This is a genomic window from Algoriphagus alkaliphilus (genome assembly GCF_900103735.1).
GTDB classification, from domain to species: Bacteria; Bacteroidota; Bacteroidia; order Cytophagales; family Cyclobacteriaceae; genus Algoriphagus; species Algoriphagus alkaliphilus.
Window position 1 is genome coordinate 49410 of sequence record NZ_FMXE01000014.1, and the last position, 22687, is coordinate 72096.

At 37.8% G+C, this 22687-nt stretch carries 16 protein-coding genes and 2 pseudogenes; all 18 read right to left on the minus strand.

Translation table 11 applies throughout. The annotated features are described in order from the left end of the window. Positions 1 to 6: 6 nt before the first annotated feature. The gene (locus tag BLQ81_RS11235; protein ID WP_092730054.1) at positions 7 to 1065 is read right to left on the minus strand and encodes a glycosyltransferase family 4 protein; all 1059 of its coding nucleotides are present in this window, start codon (positions 1063 to 1065) and stop codon (positions 7 to 9) included. Beyond that, complete coding sequence (locus BLQ81_RS11240) at positions 1062 to 2183, minus strand: glycosyltransferase family 4 protein (RefSeq protein WP_092730055.1); 1122 nt, start codon at positions 2181 to 2183, stop codon at positions 1062 to 1064. The genes BLQ81_RS11235 and BLQ81_RS11240 overlap by 4 nt, the downstream gene beginning before the upstream one ends. Beyond that, positions 2176 to 3321, minus strand: coding sequence for a glycosyltransferase family 4 protein (locus BLQ81_RS11245; RefSeq protein WP_092730056.1), 1146 nt, complete (start codon positions 3319 to 3321; stop codon positions 2176 to 2178). Before BLQ81_RS11245 ends, BLQ81_RS11240 begins: the two co-directional genes overlap by 8 nt. Continuing rightward, positions 3318 to 4709, minus strand: coding sequence for a hypothetical protein (locus BLQ81_RS11250; RefSeq protein ID WP_092730057.1), 1392 nt, complete (start codon positions 4707 to 4709; stop codon positions 3318 to 3320). Before BLQ81_RS11250 ends, BLQ81_RS11245 begins: the two co-directional genes overlap by 4 nt. Before the next feature lie 154 nt (positions 4710 to 4863). Continuing rightward, positions 4864 to 5005 (minus strand): annotated as a pseudogene (locus BLQ81_RS23230) (DapH/DapD/GlmU-related protein); the annotation flags it as partial. A 360-nt stretch (positions 5006 to 5365) separates the two neighbouring features. Continuing rightward, complete coding sequence (locus tag BLQ81_RS11260; RefSeq protein WP_092730059.1) at positions 5366 to 6379, minus strand: glycosyltransferase family A protein; 1014 nt, start codon at positions 6377 to 6379, stop codon at positions 5366 to 5368. Next, the gene (locus BLQ81_RS11265) at positions 6376 to 7485 is read right to left on the minus strand and encodes a glycosyltransferase (RefSeq protein WP_092730060.1); all 1110 of its coding nucleotides are present in this window, start codon (positions 7483 to 7485) and stop codon (positions 6376 to 6378) included. The genes BLQ81_RS11260 and BLQ81_RS11265 overlap by 4 nt, the downstream gene beginning before the upstream one ends. 2 nt (positions 7486 to 7487) lie before the next feature. Further along, complete coding sequence (locus BLQ81_RS11270; RefSeq protein WP_092730061.1) at positions 7488 to 9287, minus strand: ABC transporter ATP-binding protein; 1800 nt, start codon at positions 9285 to 9287, stop codon at positions 7488 to 7490. A 51-nt stretch (positions 9288 to 9338) separates the two neighbouring features. Further along, the gene (locus BLQ81_RS11275; RefSeq protein ID WP_092730062.1) at positions 9339 to 11699 is read right to left on the minus strand and encodes a GumC family protein; all 2361 of its coding nucleotides are present in this window, start codon (positions 11697 to 11699) and stop codon (positions 9339 to 9341) included. A gap of 9 nt (positions 11700 to 11708) precedes the next feature. After that, the gene (locus BLQ81_RS11280) at positions 11709 to 12533 is read right to left on the minus strand and encodes a polysaccharide biosynthesis/export family protein (RefSeq protein WP_175454218.1); all 825 of its coding nucleotides are present in this window, start codon (positions 12531 to 12533) and stop codon (positions 11709 to 11711) included. 63 nt (positions 12534 to 12596) lie between these two features. Next, positions 12597 to 13904 carry a nucleotide sugar dehydrogenase gene (locus tag BLQ81_RS11285; protein ID WP_092730063.1) on the minus strand — a complete coding sequence of 436 codons (1308 nt, stop codon included), beginning with the start codon at positions 13902 to 13904 and terminating at the stop codon, positions 12597 to 12599. Between the two features lie 211 nt (positions 13905 to 14115). Next, complete coding sequence (locus BLQ81_RS11290; protein ID WP_175454219.1) at positions 14116 to 15789, minus strand: capsule assembly Wzi family protein; 1674 nt, start codon at positions 15787 to 15789, stop codon at positions 14116 to 14118. Positions 15790 to 15822: 33 nt separating this feature from the next. Continuing rightward, the gene (locus BLQ81_RS11295) at positions 15823 to 16911 is read right to left on the minus strand and encodes a DUF1972 domain-containing protein (RefSeq protein WP_092730065.1); all 1089 of its coding nucleotides are present in this window, start codon (positions 16909 to 16911) and stop codon (positions 15823 to 15825) included. Then, a pseudogene (locus BLQ81_RS11305) lies at positions 16904 to 17947 on the minus strand (glycoside hydrolase domain-containing protein); the annotation flags it as partial. The pseudogene BLQ81_RS11305 and the gene BLQ81_RS11295, both read right to left, overlap by 8 nt. 50 nt (positions 17948 to 17997) lie before the next feature. Further along, positions 17998 to 19134, minus strand: coding sequence for a glycosyltransferase family 4 protein (locus BLQ81_RS11310; protein ID WP_092730068.1), 1137 nt, complete (start codon positions 19132 to 19134; stop codon positions 17998 to 18000). After that, a complete protein-coding gene (locus BLQ81_RS11315; protein WP_092730069.1) occupies positions 19115 to 20230 on the minus strand; it encodes a hypothetical protein in 1116 nt (371 codons plus the stop codon). The genes BLQ81_RS11310 and BLQ81_RS11315 overlap by 20 nt, the downstream gene beginning before the upstream one ends. 1 nt (position 20231) lies before the next feature. Continuing rightward, positions 20232 to 21131: a glycosyltransferase gene (locus BLQ81_RS11320; protein WP_245693243.1), complete on the minus strand. Its 900-nt coding sequence runs from the start codon at positions 21129 to 21131 to the stop codon at positions 20232 to 20234. A 380-nt stretch (positions 21132 to 21511) separates the two neighbouring features. Beyond that, positions 21512 to 22687 carry a glycosyltransferase family protein gene (locus tag BLQ81_RS11325; protein ID WP_092730071.1) on the minus strand — a complete coding sequence of 392 codons (1176 nt, stop codon included), beginning with the start codon at positions 22685 to 22687 and terminating at the stop codon, positions 21512 to 21514.

The window sequence follows — 22687 nt, forward strand, 5'->3', positions numbered from 1 at the left end:
TAAGTCCTAATTAAATAAAGTGCTATACTCCTTAAAAAATTTGTCACCCCCAAACTCGGACAATAGTTTTTCTTTAAAGAGTAGTGATTTGGAAAATGCCTCCTCATGTTTTTCAATTATCTTAATCATTTGGCTCTCTAACGACTCCGGATTATTTGGAGAGGCCAAATATCCAAAACGTCCCTCACCCAGCAACTCAGGACAGGCCCCTACTGCAGAGCACAAAACAGGGACACCACTAAGTCCGAGCTCCAAAACAGAAACAGGCAGCCCTTCCACATCAGAAGAGAGTACCGCAAACCGTGCTTGGTCAAACCAGTCTTTCAGTGCAATTACAGGTCCTGTGATTGTAATTTTTTTTTCCAATTTTTCTAATTGAATTAATCCTTGTAGATCCCGAAGATACTCTTCATCCTCGCAGGTTCCAATCAAGGCTAACTTAAGCGTAGGATTTGTTTTGGCTACTTTCGAAAACGCAAGAACTAAATTTCTGTGATTTTTAGGCTTTTTGAGATTTGCCAATGAAATAATCCAATTCTTACTGCTTCGGTCAACTGCCTGATCAGAAATCTTATCCGGGAAATTCCCGATAAATTTACTTTTGGGAATGCGAGGAAGTTCTTTTTTGACCCACTCCAACAAATCCAAATTAACTGCAATAACACTGTCTATTCCATTTTGGATAAATTTCACCTGTTTTCCGAACCGACCATTGTCAGACGAAAAACCCCCATAATGTGCATGCCAAATAACCTGAGTTTTCGGCAGGAAACCCCCCAAAATTGTGGCCCAAAAAATAGAGGAGTCATGTGCATGGATTACGGAAGGATTAAACGATTTAATTCTTTTTAGCAAGTCAAAAAATGTAATGAAATCCAAAGTTCGCTTTTTAGAAAGAATCACTAATGAACTCTGATCTTTGACTAACACCCCCAAAGGGCCTCCTTTTCGAGTGGCAACGAGCAAATTTGGAATTCCTTTCTCACTAAAGAGATTTGCCAAATTCACAGCCATTCTTTCCCCTCCCCCGATATCGAGCGAGTCAATCAATTGAACGACTCTCATTCAAATTTCTCAATTTCGGTCTGAAATTTCTCTAAATTAAATCCTCTTGCCCAAGACATGGCTGCAATACTGGTTTGCTGGAACAGCGATTCATCATTCAAAAAAGGGAGCAAGGCCTGATATAATTTCTCAGGATCCTTAGATAGTAGGACTCCTCGTTCACCGTCTTTACCGACCATCTCAGGTACACAGCTTACCGCGGAGGTGAACGGCACACACCCCCAAAACATGGCTTCGGCTACCGCTTTGGGCCATCCTTCTGTTCGGGAAATAAAAATCAAAAAGTGAGACTCTTTAAGGATTTCCTTGATTTCAGCTGCGGTGACATTCCCCAAAAAACTAACATGGTCTGAAAGTCCCATTTCACCGGAAAGTTCTTCCAGTTCCTGACGCATCACGCCATCTCCGCAATAAGTAAACTCAAAATTAATTCCCTGGTCTACTAGTATTTTACTTAAGTAAATTCCGATTTCCGGATTTTTCCCATCATAAATGGCTCCGATGTAAACCAGTTTCAACTTTTGTCTAAGAGAAATTTTCTTAATTGGCTCTTCCTCTTCTTTCCTGTAACTGGCTGTAAAAAAAGGAACTACATTGGGGGAATTATCCGGCCAATTACCATACACCAGCACTTTAGCATTTCGTGTAAAGTGAGTTGAATTAGCTATCCAACGTTGAATTTTATAGGTCAGGGGTTGGATGGATTCCGGATCCCAATTTCCTGCATATTTAATGGTTTTGAATTTGGAAGGAAAGAGCACCTGAACAAACATCGCCAAGAGACCCATATTTCCCGGGATTCTGATATGGATGTGGTCAGATTTCCACATTTCCATAAAAGTCCGAATGAGAATATAGGGTATTTGTACAAGTGATTGGAATCTGGCTGACCAAGACTGGATATGATATGCTGGTACGGATTCGAATTCCAAGTTGGGATGATCATAAGCCAAATCGATCTTTCCGGGCTTTTGAGAACTGATCAATGGGGCGAGGACAGTAACTTTTTCCTTATTTCGAATCCAAAGATTCATCTCTCTTACATAGGGTCCATACCCATAGTATTTCCCATTTTCTGCATAATGATGGACACAGGTAATGATTAAAAAATTACGCATTAATTACTTGGTTGTAAAAGCTTAGATTTTCATGAAGAACGGGTTCAAATCCAAAATTTTCTTGAATCGTTTTTCTGGCGGCCCGCGATATTTCCTGCTTTCTTCCCAGCGCTTCAAACGCCTCCCTGATCGTCTCAGCAATACTTGAAACCTCCAAAGGATTACACAGAAATCCGTCTATGCCATGCCGAATTGTTTCAGGACCGGGTCCTTTATCTGTGAAAATTACAATCTTACCCATAGCCATCGCCTCCGGTGCTACCAATCCCTGAGTTTCCATGAAGGACGGAAAAATACATATTTCGGCACTTTCATAAATTCCGGGGATTTGATCATGAGGTACTGGATCGTGAAGTTGGATATGAGATTCCAGTCTCCCCTTAATCATCTCCCGGATCATCTCTTTGTATGAGTCACCATTTGAGAAGTACCAGTCTTTGCCATAGATGTCCAGATGTACATTTGGAAATTGGTCTTTGACCTGATCAATTGCCAAAATTAAATTCTTTACTCCCTTTTTTTGACAAACCGTGCCGACAAATACCAAGCTGTGTGGGTTGGGATTTACAGAATCAGGTGAAAAACTGAATTTTTCGCAATCAATGCCTCCCCTAATTTTCATAACAGGTTTGTCGTTAAAACTTAAAAATTTATTTGTGTGTGCTTTAACGTATTCAGAAACAGCTATAAAGGCATCTGCTTTTTTGAAAGATCGTTTTTCCTGAAAGCCTTTCCAGAACTCTATTTTTCTATTTTCGGATTCTGCAAAAAAGTGATGCCCTCCATGAAGTCGTATTATGAATTTTACCCCTTTGGGTTTTTCCAAGAAAGCAAAAGCCAACTCAGATCCCTCCACAATGTCCAGGGGGGTTTTTGCATGAATTTCTTGAAGTTTTTGGTTTAATCCTTTTGCAATAAACCACCAGTTGATCGCTTTTATTTTAGGGTTAGGGATCCGGATAATTCTAACTCCCTCGACTACATTATCTTCCAAAGCATTCGAGTTATTTGCTCCTAAAACAGTTACCTGAATACCCTTTTTGACAAGTACAGGAAGAAAAGTATTCAAAAAAACGCCGACTCCTCCTGGGCTAATACCAGGCTTGGGGTATTCATGCGTCAAAAAACAGATATTCATTGTTTACTATTTTGAAGTTGAGTTAACCAATCAGCAATTTTTTGAGATGCTAAGATTCCTTCTTCCTCAAACACTATTTTTTCTTTCCATTTATTTCGATCCGGACCTACTTGGTAGGGATGCTCAATGGCCTGAATGATTTTGGATTCTATCTCTTCCGGAGAGTTGATCCACCCGACAGGATTCAAGCCATCCATGGTCCTGAAATGTTGGAATTGATAAGTGCGTTTGACAGACCAAGGATGGTCAGGTTTTACATCGTAATTGACATAAAGACCCGGCTTATCAAATTGAGCAAAATCCAATGCCATGGTTGATCCTACATTGATGACCGCGGCGCTATGTCGGGCTAGATTTACCAATACCGCGATATCCTCATAGTATGGAAAGAAAGTGTTCCACATCTTTCCATGCTTCCATTTTGGCTGCATCAATACAATATTGGGGTGCTTTTCTAAGATGTCCACATAGCGATGATGTCCTTCAACTGGCACAGGTCTAAATAGGATTTGAATATTTCTATGCGCTTTTAGATTTTCTGCCAGATCATTTAGATAAAGTGGATCATGAGGAGAAGTCAGGCTATCATCTCCTGAGAAACAAACCCAGTGTTTATGAGGATCTAATCCATTACTTCCTGCAAATTCTTCCCGAGACTGGAAAACCTCCGGATTTTTATAAAAGTCAAATTGTGGTGTTCCAACGATATGAACACGTTGCTGGTCTATATTGGGAAAGTAGATTGCCAATTCATCCTTCATATAAGCGGACCATACCAAGTAGTCATCCGCGCGCACAGGAAGTCGGCCTTTGGGCAAGTTATCCCAGGAAAATATTGCTGCTACCGTTTTGATGCCCAAATCCTGAGCGGCCAACATGGCAATACCGGCATTTGGCATCCGCTGGTGGGTACAGAAAAGGATGTCCGGATTAATATTTTCGAGTTCCTTTTTGTATCTAAAGTAGGCGTCGGATTTTCGGTTTTTGGATTTGACTATGTTCTCAACCGCAATGATTTGCTTATCTGATTTGATAGTTTTACCAAGCAGCGCAGCTACAAAATTCGACACTTTCCCTTTGGTTGTTTTCTTTGGTAGCCAATTGTCCATTATGGTTGGATTGGCCAATTTTCTGGAATTAAGTGACAGTCGGGCATAGCTGACACTGTCACGCAAAAGCTGAGCAATAGGGTCCTCCCGATGATTAACAAATGGGAATTCACCGGGAAACAATCCTACATGCAGTTTTTTTGACTGGATGATGACCTCCGGATCCAAGCCATGCCAGATTACAATCTCTGCTCCGGCAGCATTGAGAATAGGCAGAATAGGCGAATACAGGTAGTTTCGAATACCTACTCCATCAGGGATCAAAAAACAAACTCTCATTTTAGGGGGATTAAGAAGTCTTGGATTGACTCGACTTCGTCTAAATTTTGAAGAAAAAGTGGTTTGAGTTTCAGAATTTGATCTTCCGGCAAATCCCACCATTTAAGGAGCAGCAGCTCTTCTACAATTTTATCTGAAAACCGTTTTCGTATAGGTTTTGCCGGGTTTCCGGCTACAATAGTGTAAGGTTCCACATTTTTCGTAACCACCGAACCTGCAGCCAAAATAGCCCCATCCCCGACTTCTACCCCAGCCAAAACTATAACTCCATGGCCTACCCATACATCATTCCCGATACGGATGAGCTGTTCTGTCTTCAAGGTTTTCAGTTCTCCATTAAAGAGCTGTCTATTGATGTAAGTGGTTAAATGGGAAATAGGGTGATTGGTAGAATGGAAAGCGACATCTCTTCCTATCTGGCAATATTTACCAAGAATGGCTTTACCTCCGAAATAATTGTTTGTCCCTAAAGTGGTGCGGAAACCCAGCTGGGTTCTATCCGCAAAAGCACAATTCTCAGGGATCAAATTGCCTCCACCAAACTGGACATGATGAACACCGGTGGTCCAGAAAGAGACTTGATTTCCCTTTCCTACTGTATAGGTAGGTTTGGATATCCGCTGTAAAAAACGTCTGATTTTGTCTGATAGTGCCATTTAATATTTCTCTTTCATCCCCAAAAACCCAAAGAATTGCTTTCTGAATCTGTAAAAAAGATTGACCCACAGAAACTGTCCTACTAGGACAGCCAACTTTGAGATGGGCTGAGCTGGAGGGATGGAATACGATTCGATGTTTGATTTTTCAATAGACTTTAAATCGGAAAGTGTGTCCCACATCCAGGTTGCGGGAGTATTCCCCATATGGTAGGCAAAATTACCTATGGTCGCTAACCTAAGAAACCCTGAACGATCATTTGGATCATCCAAATAAGCTTCTTCACTGCCTCCTTGCACCCTGAATTCACATACTTTGGTGGGACTGTTTTCGAATACTTCCTTTCTAAAAGTGCCTACAAAATGTCCACAGCCAATTACTGCTTCTTGATTTTTAGGATTGGCAATGACCAAATACTTTTGAAGGTGAATGGGATCGTAAAGTTTTGAGCCGACACTTTTTTGAAAATTATCCATTCCTTCAGGATCTTGCACATCCCTGAATCGGATTTTACCCTTGAAAAGTCCATAGTACAAAGTGCTCCCAGTACTATATAAATATCCTTTGCTACTGGGAACCGGGGAGACCATTCCTGCTTCAGGAAAATTCTTGAAAACGGCATAAGTTTCATCTTGCCAGTCCTTCAGAAATAAAACATCAGAATCCGATATGGTTACAAGGGGCTCCAAATTGCTCTTGATTATCGAATAAATGGCATTTATTTTTCCCAGATTTTCTTTGGTATAAAAAACCTGATCTATCAGAGGATAGGTTTCTTTATAGGAATAAATCAATTGCTCTACCTCTTTACAGCAACCGTTAATAATAATAGAAATTCGTGTCTTTTCGTGACTTGTATACAATACTGATTCAAGACAAAGCTTAAATACTTCTTTGGCATGCTTAAAGTATTCCTCTTCCAGATTGGGAATGTAAACAGAAAGTATTACCCGATGCGTGGAATCAAGATGAATCCTGTTATCGGTTTTTGAGGGGTTTATTCCTTGTCTCATGTATCGGACACTTCTTCCAACATGTTTTTTATTTGTTTTTTCACCTCCAGATTGGAATAATTCTCCAAGTACCTCTTGCGAAGAGTAGTTTTGTATTCAATAATTCTTTCAGGTGGCAGGATCGAAAATCTTCTGATCTTTTCTGTCAAATCTTCTGTATTATCAAAAATCATTTCAGGGTCGCTAAGCCTCTCCCGCATGGCTCCCACGGGTCTGGAGAAAATGAGTTTCCCTGAGGCCATAGCTTCTATTCCTGTCATAGGACCTGTTTCTTCGGCGCTGTTGATTATCAAGGCGTCAATTTGTGTGTAAAGCTGTGAAATTTGATCCGGAGCTATAAAGCCAGCGATTTTCACATTAGACAAACCAAGGGCATCGATTTTGGCCTGATAAGAAGTTTGAAGTGCACCGGTCCCAAAAATGATCAAATTTAAATTCGGAAGATTGGCAAAGACAGTGATCACCTGCTCCATCTGCTTTACTTCCATGAAGAGCCCAATCATGGCAAAAATCTTGAGATTTGAATCGATTTTCAAATCCAAAAGAGATTTTTCAGCGAGTGTGGTTTGATCTATGAATACTTTTGGGATGCTATTTTCAAATCCATGAAACAATCCAGGAGCATGAATGATATAATTCCTGGCTACACTACTTAATTTCTTGTGGTGAATTTTCAAAGCTGAAAAATCATGGACAGTTCCTGTAAATCGGATTGAAACCGGTACCGGTAAGGATGACTCAAAAATTTTTATTTCCTTGGATTGATGGGTAATGAATAAGACTAGGTGATTAAATGAATGAGCAAACGCGTACCACTTTTCTGAATTATAAAAATCATTCCGCTGGTTTCGAAAAAATCTTGAAGACCAAACTCTCAAAACGAGATTTCTAAGTCTTGGGAACCAACTCCAAAGAGTTGGAAAAACTAAATGAACCGATTCGACCATTATTGCATTTTCCAAGCCAAATCGGCTGTTAAACATGGAAAAGACAGAAACTTCGAACTGCTCCTGTTCCAAAAACCTGGCCCAAACCCGCATTTCTTCAAACCTTCCGCCCAAACCTTGATCATTAATGGGCCCCACTAACAGAACTTTAGACTTCATTCTTAAAACTCCTGCAACTTGACCATTCTGGAGAAATAATCGTCATTTTGGATCAGCGAATCAAAATCTCCGGATGAGCTAATTTCACCGTCCTTTATTAGGTAGATCCTATTGACATTTTTAATGGTACTCAATCGATGAGCGATCAGGAGCAAAGTATATCTACCTTGAAGTGAATTGATATTTTCCTGAATTACTTTTTCCGAATCACTGTCCAAAGCTGAAGTTGCTTCATCGAAAACTATAATTTCGACCTCTTTGAATAATTCTCTGGCAATAGAAATCCGCTGTTTTTGACCTCCACTGGCTCGGACTCCATTATCACCAAGTGGAGTATCCTCTCGTAATTCGAGGTTGTTTATAAATTCATTCAGGTTGGCAAGGCGAATTGCCATTTCGAATTTTTCTAGATTTGGCTGATTTTTTTCAGCCCAAAAAGTGACATTATTGAAAATAGTATCATTAAAAATTACAGGTTCTTGGGTAATGTACCCCACTCTTTTTCTTAGGTCATTAATGTTGATCTTTGACCGATCCGTTTGATTTACTGTCAAAAGTCCCGCGGTAGGCTCCAATAGTCCGACTATCAAGTTGACCAATGTCGTTTTTCCGCTTCCACTGGGACCAACAAAGGCTATGGCTTCTTTGGGTTGGATGGTGACTGATATATCTTTTAGGATTTCGACACCATCTTTGAATTTGAATCCTACTCTTTGGAGGCTGATTTCACCGATTCTGGTAAAATCATCGTAGACTTTCACATCTTCTTTTCCTCCATCAAACATTTGAATCATTTCGGTAGTGGCCACAATTCCTCCAAATTGGGAAATGAACATTTGCCAACTGCTTTGGATGCTGATCACATAATTGAGTGCACGATAAAAGAACATCAAACTAAGTAGAATGCTGGATAATGTGCCTCCCAGAAAATTGATTTGGATAATGATCACAATGACTACAATGACCAGAATGATGGGTTCTCTTAAGCCATTTAAAAGGGAATTATAAAATCCAATCCGCTTTTGAAGATTTTCGATGTCATGGATTTGGTTGACTAACTTGTTTTTATATCTCCCAAAGTAGGAAGTGGCCTTTAGGTATTTATAGTGCTGAACTGCCTGGATTAAAAAAGATTGAAAAAGGTGTCCCTTTTCTGAGATATTAATGGAAGCTGTTTCAGTTTTCTTGAAGAGGATTTTAAAAACCAAGTTGGAGAGAAATCCACCAAAACTGACCAGAAGGGCAAACTTCCAATCCGAGATGAATGCCAAACCGGTATAAACAAACAATAGCACAGCATGCTGTAGAGTATTAAAGTAACTGATAAATGCACCGGTTACTTTATAGACTTCACCCGAAAGTGTGTTTTGGATTCTGCCAGCATCCAAACCCACAAAGTGCTGATAACTTACATGACTCAGACCATCCAACATTTGAAACCTTAATTTCTTAACAAAGGCGATCTGGAGTGAGATTTTATAATAAGAGTCGAGGAATTTAAAAAACCCTTTCACCAAAAACAGAAAGGTCATAAAAATCAGAATATTTCCAATAGTTATTCCTATCCCCCTATTCGCCAGAAAATCAAGTAAAAAGGCGAACTCTCCAAGTGATTCTGAAGTCGAATTAAGTTCTGGATCAACAGCTACCTCAAAAAGAGGGATAAACAATGCTAGACCAAATCCGTCTAAAACGCCAACTAGAACACTCAGGAGTATCAAAACCAATATTTTGTATCTAAGATACCCGAAGAAATAAGCGAAGTACTTAAAATTCTTTTTTACTATTTTTTTTAGATCCATAAGATGAAAAAAGGGTATTGTTAATACCCTTTTTCTGTTGATTTTTCTCTGTTATTTCTTCTTATCATCATCATAATAGCCATAACCATAGCCGTAAGAATATCCATAGCCATAAGTGACATTGGTTGATTCTACACCATTAAACACGGCGAATATATTTTTTAGCCCTCTATTGGTTTTCAGGCCATTTACAGCATCCACAAATGATCTTTGTGAATAATTTTGTCTAAAAATAAACAAGCTGCAATCAACCATCCCCATCAGATCCAAAGTCTCGCTGACCAATCCTACAGGAGGCGTATCGAGGATTACAACATCATATAGTTCCTTCAGATTCTTGATCAAAATTTCAAATCCATCAGCAAACATCAGTTCCGCCGGGTTAGGTGGTATTGGACCCGAGACAATAATATCCAGATTAGCATATTTCGTTGTCGAAATAATCTCCTCCCATGTTTCTACTTGACCACTTAAATAAGAAGATAGTCCAATTTCATTTGTAAGATCAAAACTTGTGAAGATTTTTGGTTTTCGCATATCACAACCCACAAGGATAGTTTTCTTTCCGGTCAAACTATAGGCTGCAGCCAAATTCATCGCACAAAATGTTTTTCCCTCACCCGAAATAGTGGATGTCACCAAGAACGTCAATTGCTTATCTTTAGGTAGGACAAATTTCATATTGGCTCTTAAAGATCTGAACGATTCAGAAATACCAGACTTCCTACTGTCAAAAACAACCAAATCTGAATCTGATTTATTATTTAGAACCGTACCAAGCATCGGGATTTTCAATTTACTTTCGAAAAACTGGGCATCTTCTATTTTAGTCCTGAATAGCTCTCTAGTGGCAATAACCGATATTGGCAAAAAAAGACCAGCCAGTAATGCAAATAAATAGTTTTTCACTGGAGTTGGGCTGATTTGAATTCCACCTCTTGCAGGTTCAACAATTTTGTTGTTGGCTTCATTGGAAGCTTTTGAGATGGCCGCTTCTGCCCGACGCTCCATCAGATAATTATATATATTCTCACTTAGTGAAAATTCCCGCTGAATTCTTATTAAGTTTTGTTCAGTCTCTGGTAAACTTTTAAAAGATCTTTCAATTTCATTGATTCTACCTTGAATATCAGCCATTAGGGACCTTGAATTGATATCCACATTTTCAAGGTTCTCTATAATTGACTTATTAAGATCAACTATTTTTCTATTAACTTCTTTTACAGCTGGCGAAGCTTCTGTTTGAGTTGCTAACATTCTTGACTTTTCTGTTTGCAATTCCAAGAGATTTTTAATTAACCCATTAAGAAAAGGATCTTCAATGCCAATACCAGAGGGAACGATTACTTCTGAATAATTCTCACTTGTTAGGTATTTTTTTAAATTTTGATAATAATTTCTTTTAAATTTTTCTTGGGTTAACTGATTTTCGAATTCAATCAATCGTTCATAAACCGAGCTACTCTCAGAACTAAGGTTGTAAATTTTATTGTCAGATCTGAAGTTTTGAAGTTGATTTTCGAAAAAACGAAGAGAATCAGCAACTCCTGCAACCTGAGAATCAATAAAATCAACAGTCTTGCTGGCGGAAATATTTTTCTGCTCCAATTCCATTTCCAACACCGATTCCATCAAAGTATTGAGGTAGATTTCGCCCTTATTTAGGTTAGAACAAATGAGACCTATTTGCATTATTGAAGCCCCTCGCTCAACAGGCTCTACGTTTAAAGATGCAGAATAGGAGTTTGCTAAAGAGTTTAGATCCCTTAGTTTAATGAGTATTGATCCTTCCTGATCAGGAGAAACTTTCTGAATTTTTACCTTTAATTCATTATTATTAATCCATTCATTAAAAACTCCCTTTATCGGTGCTGGCTGAAACCCAAATCCAACCTTGCTTCCGTCAGGAAGAAGTTTATTATATTTTTCATCAATGTATTCTAATGTAAACTCTTGGTCGTTTTCCCATTTCACTTTAATTAGTCCATCAGTTGTTTGAGGAAATTTCCAATCAACCTCAACTACAATAGGATTATTAAGATAAATTTCTGTGTTGGTGAAAGAACCTTCCTGAAAATACTCTACCTGAAAATCTAATGTTTTGAGTACACGCAAAGCGATTGGTCGCGATTTCAGAATAATCACTTCATTTTGTAACCCCATTCCTGCATTATCGACCAATGAGGTAGGACCAAATAAGGCCAGAGGATTCTCTTTCTCTTTTATAAAAAAAAGACTATTTACTCGATAAAGCGGACTTGAAATTTTAGTATAAAACCAACCTAAAGCCAAACAAAAAAGAACCGAAATAGCTATATATAACCATTTTTGACTGATTTTTCTGTAGATATTTTTTAATTCAAAAGATGAATCTTCAACAGAAAAGTCATTCTCGTTACTTTCAAAATTCATATTAATTAATTATCTAATTAAGGTTACAATCAGCGCAAATGTTGACACAGTTGATGTAATCAAAGCAAGTGTCTGAATAAAGTTTGTACCTGCTCCAAGTTCTCTAACTTTCAAAGGAACGGCATAAAGGACATCATTGGGCCTTATGAAATAATACTCTGATGAAAGCAAGTTTCTATCATTCAAATTGATTTTATGAATTTGAGACCCATCGGGATATTGGCGCAACATTATTACCTCGTCTCTTTTGGCGATTGTGGTCATGTCTCCCGATGCTGCTATTGCCTCAAAAATAGTCACTCTATTTTGCAAAATAGTAACTTTTCCCGGAGCGTTAAATTCGCCTAATGAACTAAACCTAATTCCTCCAAGCCTAACCCTGACAAAAAAATCATCCGGGACAAAAGGCTTTACTTTCTCTTCAATCAATTTCTTAGCCTCTTCAGCAGTTAATCCAACAAGTTTTACTTCCCCTACTAAAGGAAGATCTACCTTTCCATTTTGGTCAAGTGCGTATCCATTCATGTAAAATAGATCCCCTCCATTTTGTCCCATATTCATAGCCATCATATTGGTTTGATCACCAGATACTATGCTGAAGATTTTATTTAACTCTTCACTTGCTGTTTTTATCGTTATATCAACGATGTCATAGCTCTGGAGCCGATACAATTCTTCTTGATAGGGAAATTTTTCGCTTGAATACACTCTTGGGCCTTCTGATTGAAGATCCTGCAGATATATTAATTTCTTATTAGAAACACACGAGGAAAAAACCAACAAAACCAAGGCAAAGAATAATAAAGAATGTTTTTTCATTTTGAGTACCTTCATTTTTTGCGTGAAGTAAATCATTTTTTAGCTAAAGAAAAATTCAAATATGTGATTCCAATCTCGTTAAAGTCTAGCATCAACCCTACTTTTATCTAAAAATCCCTTTACATCATAAACCACCTTCGAAGGTGATTTATGAATATTCAAAGTGGAAAATTGCTTATGTGACACTGCAAGAATAATAGCTGAATAACTTTCCAAAGGTGGTACTTTTCTACCAGAAATAATCTCAATGCCATATTCGTGATTTACCTCGGCAGGATTAGCCCAAGGATCATACACGTCGACTTCCATATCATAAGATCGGAGTTCTTTGTAAATATCAATTACGCGTGTATTCCTTACATCCGGGCAGTCTTCCTTGAAGGTAAAGCCCAATATCAATACTTTAGAATCGATTACTTTTAAATCCTTTCGCATCATCAGCTTGATCACCTCTGTCGCAACATGTTTACCCATGCTGTCATTCAACCGACGACCGGCAAGAATAATTTCAGGATGATAGCCAACTTCTTGAGCTTTTTGCGCAAGATAGAAAGGATCTACACCAATACAATGACCACCAACAAGTCCCGGCTTGAATTTGAGGAAGTTCCACTTGGTTCCGGCTGCTTCCAAAACCTCATGGGTATCAATTCCCAAAAGATTAAAAATCTTCGAAAGCTCATTTACAAAAGCAATATTGATGTCCCGCTGTGAATTTTCTATCACCTTGGCCGCTTCGGCAACTTTGATGGAAGAGGCTTTATGAGTTCCTGCAGTAATTACAGTTTTATACAGTTGGTCAACGTACTCCGCAGCTTCAGGTGTACTCCCGGATGTCACTTTAAGAATCTTCGACACTGTATGTTCTTTGTCTCCGGGATTGATCCGCTCGGGAGAATACCCTGCTGAAAAATCTTCGTTAAACTTTAACCCGGAAATCCTCTCCAAAACAGGCACACATTCATCCTCCGTAACTCCCGGATATACAGTCGATTCATAAATTACGACATCTCCCTTTTTAAGATATCTTGCGATATTTTCAGACGCCTTGAGCATAGGAGTCAAAACCGGCCGATTATGTTTATCAGTCGGCGTCGGAACAGTCACAATATAGACCTGACAGTCGGCCAAACTTTCGGGCTCAAAAGTCGGAAAAAGCCCTTTAGTGCCCAGTTTAGGATTTTCGCCCAACAAAACCGCCTGTAACAAATCATCCTCTACTTCCAAGGTTCTGTCAGTTCCTGAATGGAGTTCTTCAATTCTCCTCTGATCAATATCAAAACCCACAACGGGAAATTTCTTTGCAAATTCTACAGCTAAAGGAAGCCCTACATATCCTAGGCCTATAATGGCAATCTTGGCCTCTTTATTCGGTAATAATAACATGAATTTGAATTTATCATTAATTCTTAAACAATTCTTTTGTACACAGCTTCGCCCTCTCAGTCACAAAGACCTAGTAATTTGACTTTTTTTAAATAAAAAACACATCCCACTGACCTTTTAAATGACTGATCGATTAGCAGGATCAAAGTGAGTACCAAAGTTACTCATTTGCATGGAATGGAAAAATTTATTCGAAATACATCAAGCCAATTCAGTTAAAACTATAAATCAAATTGACGGTTGAGGAATAAGTAAAACTGTCTTTTCCTCCTTTGAAATCCACCGTGCTACTTGAATTTCCTGTCCATTGGTAATTTGTAGCATTGATTAGCTGGTTTTTTGTGCTAATCAGCAGATTTTTCAATTGGAAATTCAACAATAGTCCTGCCGAAAAATCGACCCATGGAACTTGACTGGGAATCTCTCCCTGGACTTCATAGAAGAAATCCTGATGATTTTCTATCCGCTGGAGCAATAGCCCCACTTTGGAAAGCCTTTTGAGATATGAAAATTCCAAAATCTGAGCGTTGCCCCCCACTCCGATTCCTGCACCCATGGATTCACCGAAATTTGAAAATCCACGAACCTGATAGTGGGTCTGCCAACTGGTATTTATTACTCCCAATTCTGGGTAGCGGATATATCGGTTGACGGATTCTTGTTGATGGATTATTTCCCCTCGGATTTGAATAAGTTTTTCCGGACTTGGTAACTGGACCAATTTCTGAAACCCAAAAAGGTATGCCCTGGCATGTTCAGGATTAAGGATGAATTCTCTCCAATTGAAATTGTGATCTCGCTTTCCAAACTCGCCATAAAGTTCAAATTTACCCTTTACACTTTTGAATCTGAAAAACACCGAAACCTGCTGATCCTGAGCTTCTTGGTCATAAATTACCGAATTGCCGTTTTGAAATAATCTCTCCTTCTGGAAAGCCTCAAAAACAGGGATTCTGGCCAGTAATCCTTCGGCAACGTCTTCGTTGTATTGTTGAAAAGTGCGGTTGAATCCCAGTGAAAGATTTTTTAAAAAAGAAGGCTGGTATGAAATGGAAATTCCATTTACATAACGCCAGTCGCCAGAGAAAGGACGAAAATACTGAGCGTTGAGCACTTCATTCTGTGTGGGATCCAATCCGGAATCCTCTGCTCTTCCAAAAATCATTTGCGCTTCAAGCAATCCAATACCAATATTGGCAGGTGACTTTGTCTTCAGAAAAAAATGCTTCATTCCTCTGGCATTATTGCTAAAAATCAATGATGAAAATTGCCCGGGACCCCACCAGATATTCTGGGTACTGAATCCCAGTTCTGCTTTCCCGAAAGTGAATGAAGCATAAGATTGGCCCCATGTCGCAAACCGATTGAAATCGCCTTGAAATCGCTCCGGATTGTCTCCAAAGTTCCAATACCTAAACCTTGCGAATATCGAATTATCTGAAAATTGATCTGAAAATCCATTAAACGCCTTATTTTGATTCAAGCTTAATTCAGGTCTCAATTGGATTTCCAAAAAATGGAATTTGAAAAAAGCTCCGGGAGAAATCAAAGATTGTAGCCCCCGTCCATTCTGCAATCCATAATTGCCCCAGCCAAAGGGACGATTGGAATTATATATCGTGGTGTTTAATAAAGGGAGAATTTTTACTTCAAGTTTTTTGCCTTTTAAAAGCGCGTCACTTGCCGAATCATTCGCCTCCAGAGAAAATAAAGAATCTGAAACAGCCTGTTCCCAAACCAATGGTCGCGAAGCAAAAGAATAATTGTGGTATCCAGTTCCAAGTAGCTGACTTCTTCTTGCGGTTTCTTCCCAAACCGGGAAACCGGCGGGCAAAGTCTGGGAAGAAACTACCCCAGGTAGAACCACAATAAATATCCACAACACAAAATTACAACCCCTCATATTACCATTGACAGATCAAAACGACTCAAACATTTTAACGTATTTCTTCGAAATTGCTTTCCATGAATAATTCTTCTTTGCAAGCTTGGAAAGATCTTCGATCATTTGATCCCGATCCAATTCTCTGATCTGCAATAGCAAGATCTTTAGTTCCTCAAAACCATTGAAATACAAAGCCTTTCCAAATGTGGTTTCTTTATTGTAATTGACACCGTAGGCTATTACAGGCAATCTCAAATACATCGCTTCCACCAGCGAAGGATTTGTTCCTCCTGCACTGTGTCCATGCAAATAGAAGAAGCAATTTGACCGCAAGACGTTCAATTCCTCCATTTCGTAGATAGGATTGTACAAAATGATGTTTTTGACTTTGGAATACTCATGGTAAAGTTTCATCCCGTAGTCATTGGCATTCCAATTTCCTACCACAACATAAGGCATGCCTATTTCACATTCCTTAAATGCCCTCAATTGCATTTCTACGTTGTTTTCGGGTTCGATTCTACAAACTGTAAACACATAAGGCGAATCCAGAAATGAGAATTTTTTCCTGTAAGAATCCGGCTCTACGGGACTTACGTGGTTTGCCCCATATGCGATTAGAAAGGAATCTTTACCATATTCAGAAGTTATATATTCCTGAATGTGCTTATTATCAGCTACTACGCCATCCGAGTATTTAACAGCAAGTGACTCGGAAAACTTCAAGAACTTTTTAGCAAACCATCCCCATTTGTCCCGCTTCCATTCCAATCCATCGATATGGGTGATGATCTTCGCTTTGGTAAAAGGCTTGAGTAGAGGGATCATAATTGCTCCCGAAACGCCCAACAGCAAGATGTAATCCTGGTTTTTGTAGGATTTCAAAAGCGAAACAGAATCAAAAATTATGCTTTGGGCTCCATTTGCTTTCTTATTGACATAGATGAGCTTGGCCCCTTTGTAGCTCTCCAGTTTGTCTGGATAGGATTTACTTTCACAAAACACTGTGACTTCAAAAAATTTGGGAAGAAGATCTAGTAAGTTGTCAACTAAGGTTTCAAAGCCACCATAATTGGCCGGAACTCCCACGATTCCAAGGATTGCGAGTTTCTTCTTAATCATTTAGATAATTATTCATTGCCTGAAGCATTTGGTATCGTTCTGCCTCACTGTTGATAAGGAAATATCGATTAGTTGCATTCATCATTTCAATTGGATTTTGTATCCGGGATAGGGTCTCTAGTTTACTTATTTCCTCCATTGCATCTATCAAAACCAAGAACCTGACAGAAACCTGACCGTCGGGGTAAACTAAATGCGCATCCCCGGATGGAACATCGACATAAATGGCCGAATCCATAATTTGGGATGACCAACGATTTAAGGCCCATCATAACATTCCATCATACCCCTTAGCTTTAGATAATTGAGTGATAAAAAAGATATCTCTTAAATCTGAGGTCAATAACACATTTGGCTGGTTGGGACGTTCAAAACAAGAAGTATACAAAGATGTTTTTTTGGATGACAGGATTCTTTTATCCATTTCCCCAGGATCAACCACCACATTTACAGGCATAGAATAGTCTTCCATCCATTCTGATAGAAAAGGGTAAAAATCCCCGGCAAAACCCATTTTAAAACTCGGAGATATACTTTTAACCCATTTTGCCAACTCAAGCGTAACATTTGGATCTCTTTCGTCAACGAATAAAACGGTCATTTCCATCCACCCTTTCTCGATCAAATGCTTGAAAAAATCCAAGAGAAAAGGTTTCCAGAATGATTGGTACTCTGGCGTACCGGGCTGATTATGAATTGACTGTATTGTCGATGTAGCTTCATCGAAATAAAAAAGAAAACTATTCCAAGGAAATAAATTATGAACAGAAATTTGTTTAGTTATCCCCTTACTATGAGCCATTTCTACATACTTATCAAAAACCGAATAGTCATACGAAAAAGTCCCGTTTACTGATTTGCTCACTTGGATCATCATTTCATCCAAAGGACGAATTTTGGTGTTATACAAGTCCCAGAATACTGAAGTCGTAATAGAATGCTGATTGATCTGATCGAGCTGATCAAACATTATCCCTACAATTTCCCAATGTTTTTCAGACCAAGGCTTAATTTGATAATAGTCAGCCATTGAAACAGGAAACTGCCAGAAATCTGAATAAAAATTGTATTATCTGCCATCCTAGTCTAATTAGAAAGAATTTTTGAGAAATATTCATTAAGATTTTTTCGAAAAATAACTTCAGTAAAATTCTTTAAAAATGAAATTCTCGCTTCATGCCCTAAATTTTGCCTAAACGAATGATCAATGACTAATTGATCTAGATAGGAAGCAAAGGACTTAATATCAGAACTTGAAATTAAAATACCAGTATGGAAATGACTGATGGCTTCGGCTGCGCCACCAGTATCTGAAGCAATAACTGCTTTTCCACAGGCCATTCCTTCTAAAACAGTGGTCGGAAAGGGATCTTTCATAAGGGATGGAACGACCAAAACATCCGTTTGATTCAAATACCAAGAAATATCCTTTAAGAAAGGAATATATTCTATGGACAATGGGAAATCTTTAATATCATCTTTCAACTTTGAAACATAAGAATCTCCAAATGGAGCTGGGCCACCAATAATTCTTGCTAAAACCAAATTTTTATGCTCCATTTCTTTAAGTGCCTCCAAAAAAAACCAAATACCTTTCTCTGGTTTAATTCTTGCGATTAAGGTTAAATAAATACTTGTCTCATTAGGTGCTTTATTTATTTCAGGATTATATAGATCTGGAATACCATTATAAATACAAGAAATTTTGTAATCAAATTTTGGAGAACTCCACTTTTTCAAGCCTTTAACCACAGCATTAGAGACGCACAAAATACGATCAGAAAAAAAAACCGCATATCTTGAGAAAAGTCCTCCAATTAATCGAGGACTTTCCAAAATTTCATGAACATGAACAAGTGTATGAATTTTTAAAAACCAAGAAATCGGTAATATAAAAAAATTAGAAAGAGTATTCACGTACAACAAATTGATCTTTTCCTTCTTATTTTCATATTTCAGGATCTTATAAAATTTAAAAATTAAGGATAAAAGAAAAAATACTCCTTGTGGAGTAAACATTTTTCTTTGAATAATGGGAATATTTTCAAAAGATCTGATTTTTATATTCGGGTGAGTTTCCCTAAGTAAATCAAGAAGAGGGCCATCGAGATTTGGCAACCATATTTCAATTTCACAAGAACTCGGGAATCCAAAAATTGACTGTGACAAAATTCGATTGGCACCGTAGAGATCAGTAGTTGAATTAATTATTACTACTCTCATTTTTATATGTTATTAGCGATAGTATAACTGCAATATATAGGTAAAAATTATTTGTCACGAATTCTTGAGTAAAAAACTGAGTAAAGAATAAATAAAAAAGCGTAATTAGGGAGAATTTAACATACCCCGAAATGGCCAAATTTAAAACAAAAGATGAACATAAGGCCAAATAAAAAAACAAGCCTAAAAATCCATATGTATGAAGCAGCATGGCATAAATATTCTCTATATCAGCTCTATGATCCCACTTTACAAGCCTCATAACATCTGGTGAATAAAAATTATCAGCTTTTCCAAAAAGATAACCGAGGAAAGAATTATCGTTCCAGAAAGAAATATAAAATCCTTGTAATAACTCTGATCTTGAGGTCAATGTCGAAGCGTTAAAAATAAAGGAATTGATAAGTTCGAAAAACAAAATATAAATTATAATAAAACTTAAGAAAAAGGAAAGTAAGAAAAACCTACTATACAGAGATAAAACTACAAAAAACAATATATAAGATATCCTATTGAAGGTCATCAATAAAGCAAAGGCAACTAAAAAAAATTTATAGGAAATTTTTTTATCTTCTGATTCAAAATTTATCAACAACCATAAAACACATAAGGTGCCAAAGGTTTGAACAGTGGTAGTCAGTCCAAGAATAGGCTTAATAAATGGAAGTCCTTTTTCTGCTAAAGTAGTGACAAATATATTTCCACCAAAAAAATAGGAAGCTATGCCAAAAAAAAGTGAAATCAGAATATAAATAAATAACATTTTTTTAAAAACTCTAATGTTATCTCTAGTACTTTGAAAGGCCTCAATAAAAATGAGCCCAAAAAAGGGATAAAATACAATTGGCTTAAAAGAACCATTAAAAACGCTTATCATAAAAATATACGAAATAACCAAAGAAATGAAAATTGCTTTTCTAATATCAAACTGAATTTGATTATACTTAAAAAATAAAGAAAATAAAATAAACCCGAATAAAAATACTTTATCTATTCCAAGACCTGAACATAGCAGACCGAAACAAATAAAAAATATCAGGATGCTATCTATTCTTTTATTTATTAATGAAAAATCTCGAAACGGACTCAACATCATTTTAATTGAATTGCTCAACCAACTTTTTCATCTGATTATGTCTACTGTATTTAAGGATATTCAATCTGGAATTAGTTCTCAACTCTTCTGAGAACTTTGGATTTTCATAGGATTCCTGTAAAGTTTTTAATATTAAAAAACCTATTTCAGGAGACTTCACAAAGTATCCTAGATTCACATCCTTTAATATCCTTTCCATTACATCATCATCGGTTGGACATAGTAATACCGGTTTTCCAATTGCCAGATATTCATACAGTTTGGAGGATGGGATTCCCTTCATATTGCCATACGCTATACCCAATAAAACATGGGCTTTTTGTAGCATTGCGATAGCTTCAGACCTTGGAAACCGATCTGTCACTTCTACGAAAGATTTAAGGTGATTTGGAACCAAAGATTCAATTCTTTTTTTCTCCTTGACATCAAATCCAGCTCCCAAAAAAATCAGACGAAATGGCCTTCCTTCTCTATGACACATCTCTAGAACATCTAAAATAAGCCTAATATCCTGTGATGGATAAAGTACGCCACTGTACATCACCGTAAACTGATCGTAAAGTGGCAGTTCCGGCAAATCCAAAAGGCTTTCTTCAAAGCCATTTTGTACTGTAATTCCGGGCTTATTTAAAAAATCACAGATTCTTTTTGTATAGTGGGCGGAAACCGAAATTACCGAATTTGCTGTTCCGACCCATTTTCGTTCATAAGCGGACTCAATATTGGCAATCCATTTTCTAACAGCACCACCGCTTTTTTCCATCTGAAGTTCATTAGTGCTCCAGTCGTCTCTATAATCGGCAATCCAAGATATACCCAGCTTTTTATTCAGCATATATCCTAATCGAAACAGGTAAAACGGTTCGCCTGAAATAAGAAGTTTTTCCGGCTTTTCTTGCATAACCAACTTTTGCAGGTATGGTGAAAAAATAGAAAAAGAAGTAAAAATAAGGGTGAACTGAGCTAAAAGAACGTCCACTAGTTTCGTGATCAAAAATAGAGGACGAAAAACACCTTCACCAAATCGTCTATAAGCTTGATCAAGAATTCCCGGTTTGAAAGGGAGATAATGAACTTCGTAATTAGGGAATTTTTCGATTATTACTTTATCACCTATAGGCACTTTGGTGTCCTGATGAGTTTTCAGGTCTTTTGTCCATATACGCGTTACAACGATAGGGTAAAATCCGAATTTGTAAAAATTCTGTGCCCAGTAGGTTAGCCTTTGTGCAGGTGTGAGTGTACAAGGGGAAAAATAAAAAGAAACTAAAAGAATTTTTTTCAATTCGATAAATTAATCGATTCCAAAGAAGGCTCTGCATTCAATAGGCCTAAGTCCTGAAGTAAGCTTTCCATAACTTTTTCGTTTTGATGGTTGGAATATTTCCCTGCGATTTGGTGAGAGATTTTTTTCATTTCTCTAATCTCTTCCAAGGAGGTAGCATTCAAAGCCTCACCCAATTCTTTTTCATCAAATGAATGAGCTACTATCCCATTTTGCTCTTCCAGGACTATTTTACTCATCTCCGGAGAAGGGCCAATAGCAATTGCCAGGCGGGCCTGGATAAACTCAAAAAATTTATTGGGAAGTGCATTCGCATAATTAAAATTGACAGGCTCCAAAATGAAGAGACCGATATCGAAGCGATTGATAAATGAAGAAATTTCTTGAGTAGGAACCGGGGCCAGAAACTCAATTCGTCTTCCCTTCGCCAATTCTTTTAATTCTAGAAAATAAACAGGATCTGAGGGTATTAGCATCAATTTCAATTCAAAACGATCATCCAAATGGTCCATAAGGCGGATCATTTTCTCAATTTTCCTGCTCCGGTTGGCTATCCCATGATGAACAATTTGAATTCTATCCTTCTCAATACTTGGCTCCAAGTTAGGTTCATAGTCCGGGGTATTAAGTATCAGGTGAGCCTCGACGCCATAATCTCTTGCATAATCTTGGGCGATCCCATCACAAACGGTTATAAACTTATCCGCCATGGGAATGTATTTTTTACAAACAAAATTCACAAATCGTTTATGAAACCATTTCCAGAGCAACATCTCGCTAAATTCTTTGGCATATTGCTCATGCGCATCGAATATCACTTTGGCCTGAGGATGAGATTTTCTTAAAGCCACGGCTAAGGGCCAAGTTTCGGCATCATTTGCCAAAATCAGATTAAAAGTTGGCTGCAACAAACTCAAATCCTTCAGGCTGCTATGCCGTAAAAATTCTTTCACGCGAATTCGAGCCAATCTTGCTACCATGATTCCTAATTTCAAGGCTCGGAAGAAGGGAGATTTTGCTTTGGTGAGTGGGTAAAAAGACTTTTCTCCGGTGTATTCAAGGCCACTAAGCACAATTTCAAATCCATGTCTTTCAAAAAAAGAAATCTGTCTAAGCACTCTTGGATCAGAATGCATTCGGGAAAAAGATAAGATGAGGACCCGCTTTTTCAA

Coding starts and splice junctions, on each gene's coding strand:
- BLQ81_RS11235 (WP_092730054.1), bottom strand. CDS start 1,065: ATGAGAGTCGTTCAATTGATTGACTCGCTCGATATCGGGGGAGGGGAA.
- BLQ81_RS11240 (WP_092730055.1), bottom strand. CDS start 2,183: ATGCGTAATTTTTTAATCATTACCTGTGTCCATCATTATGCAGAAAAT.
- BLQ81_RS11245 (WP_092730056.1), bottom strand. CDS start 3,321: ATGAATATCTGTTTTTTGACGCATGAATACCCCAAGCCTGGTATTAGC.
- BLQ81_RS11250 (WP_092730057.1), bottom strand. CDS start 4,709: ATGAGAGTTTGTTTTTTGATCCCTGATGGAGTAGGTATTCGAAACTAC.
- BLQ81_RS11260 (WP_092730059.1), bottom strand. CDS start 6,379: ATGAGACAAGGAATAAACCCCTCAAAAACCGATAACAGGATTCATCTT.
- BLQ81_RS11265 (WP_092730060.1), bottom strand. CDS start 7,485: ATGAAGTCTAAAGTTCTGTTAGTGGGGCCCATTAATGATCAAGGTTTG.
- BLQ81_RS11270 (WP_092730061.1), bottom strand. CDS start 9,287: ATGGATCTAAAAAAAATAGTAAAAAAGAATTTTAAGTACTTCGCTTAT.
- BLQ81_RS11275 (WP_092730062.1), bottom strand. CDS start 11,699: ATGAATTTTGAAAGTAACGAGAATGACTTTTCTGTTGAAGATTCATCT.
- BLQ81_RS11280 (WP_175454218.1), bottom strand. CDS start 12,533: ATGAAGGTACTCAAAATGAAAAAACATTCTTTATTATTCTTTGCCTTG.
- BLQ81_RS11285 (WP_092730063.1), bottom strand. CDS start 13,904: ATGTTATTATTACCGAATAAAGAGGCCAAGATTGCCATTATAGGCCTA.
- BLQ81_RS11295 (WP_092730065.1), bottom strand. CDS start 16,911: ATGATTAAGAAGAAACTCGCAATCCTTGGAATCGTGGGAGTTCCGGCC.
- BLQ81_RS11310 (WP_092730068.1), bottom strand. CDS start 19,134: ATGAGAGTAGTAATAATTAATTCAACTACTGATCTCTACGGTGCCAAT.
- BLQ81_RS11315 (WP_092730069.1), bottom strand. CDS start 20,230: ATGATGTTGAGTCCGTTTCGAGATTTTTCATTAATAAATAAAAGAATA.
- BLQ81_RS11320 (WP_245693243.1), bottom strand. CDS start 21,131: ATGCAAGAAAAGCCGGAAAAACTTCTTATTTCAGGCGAACCGTTTTAC.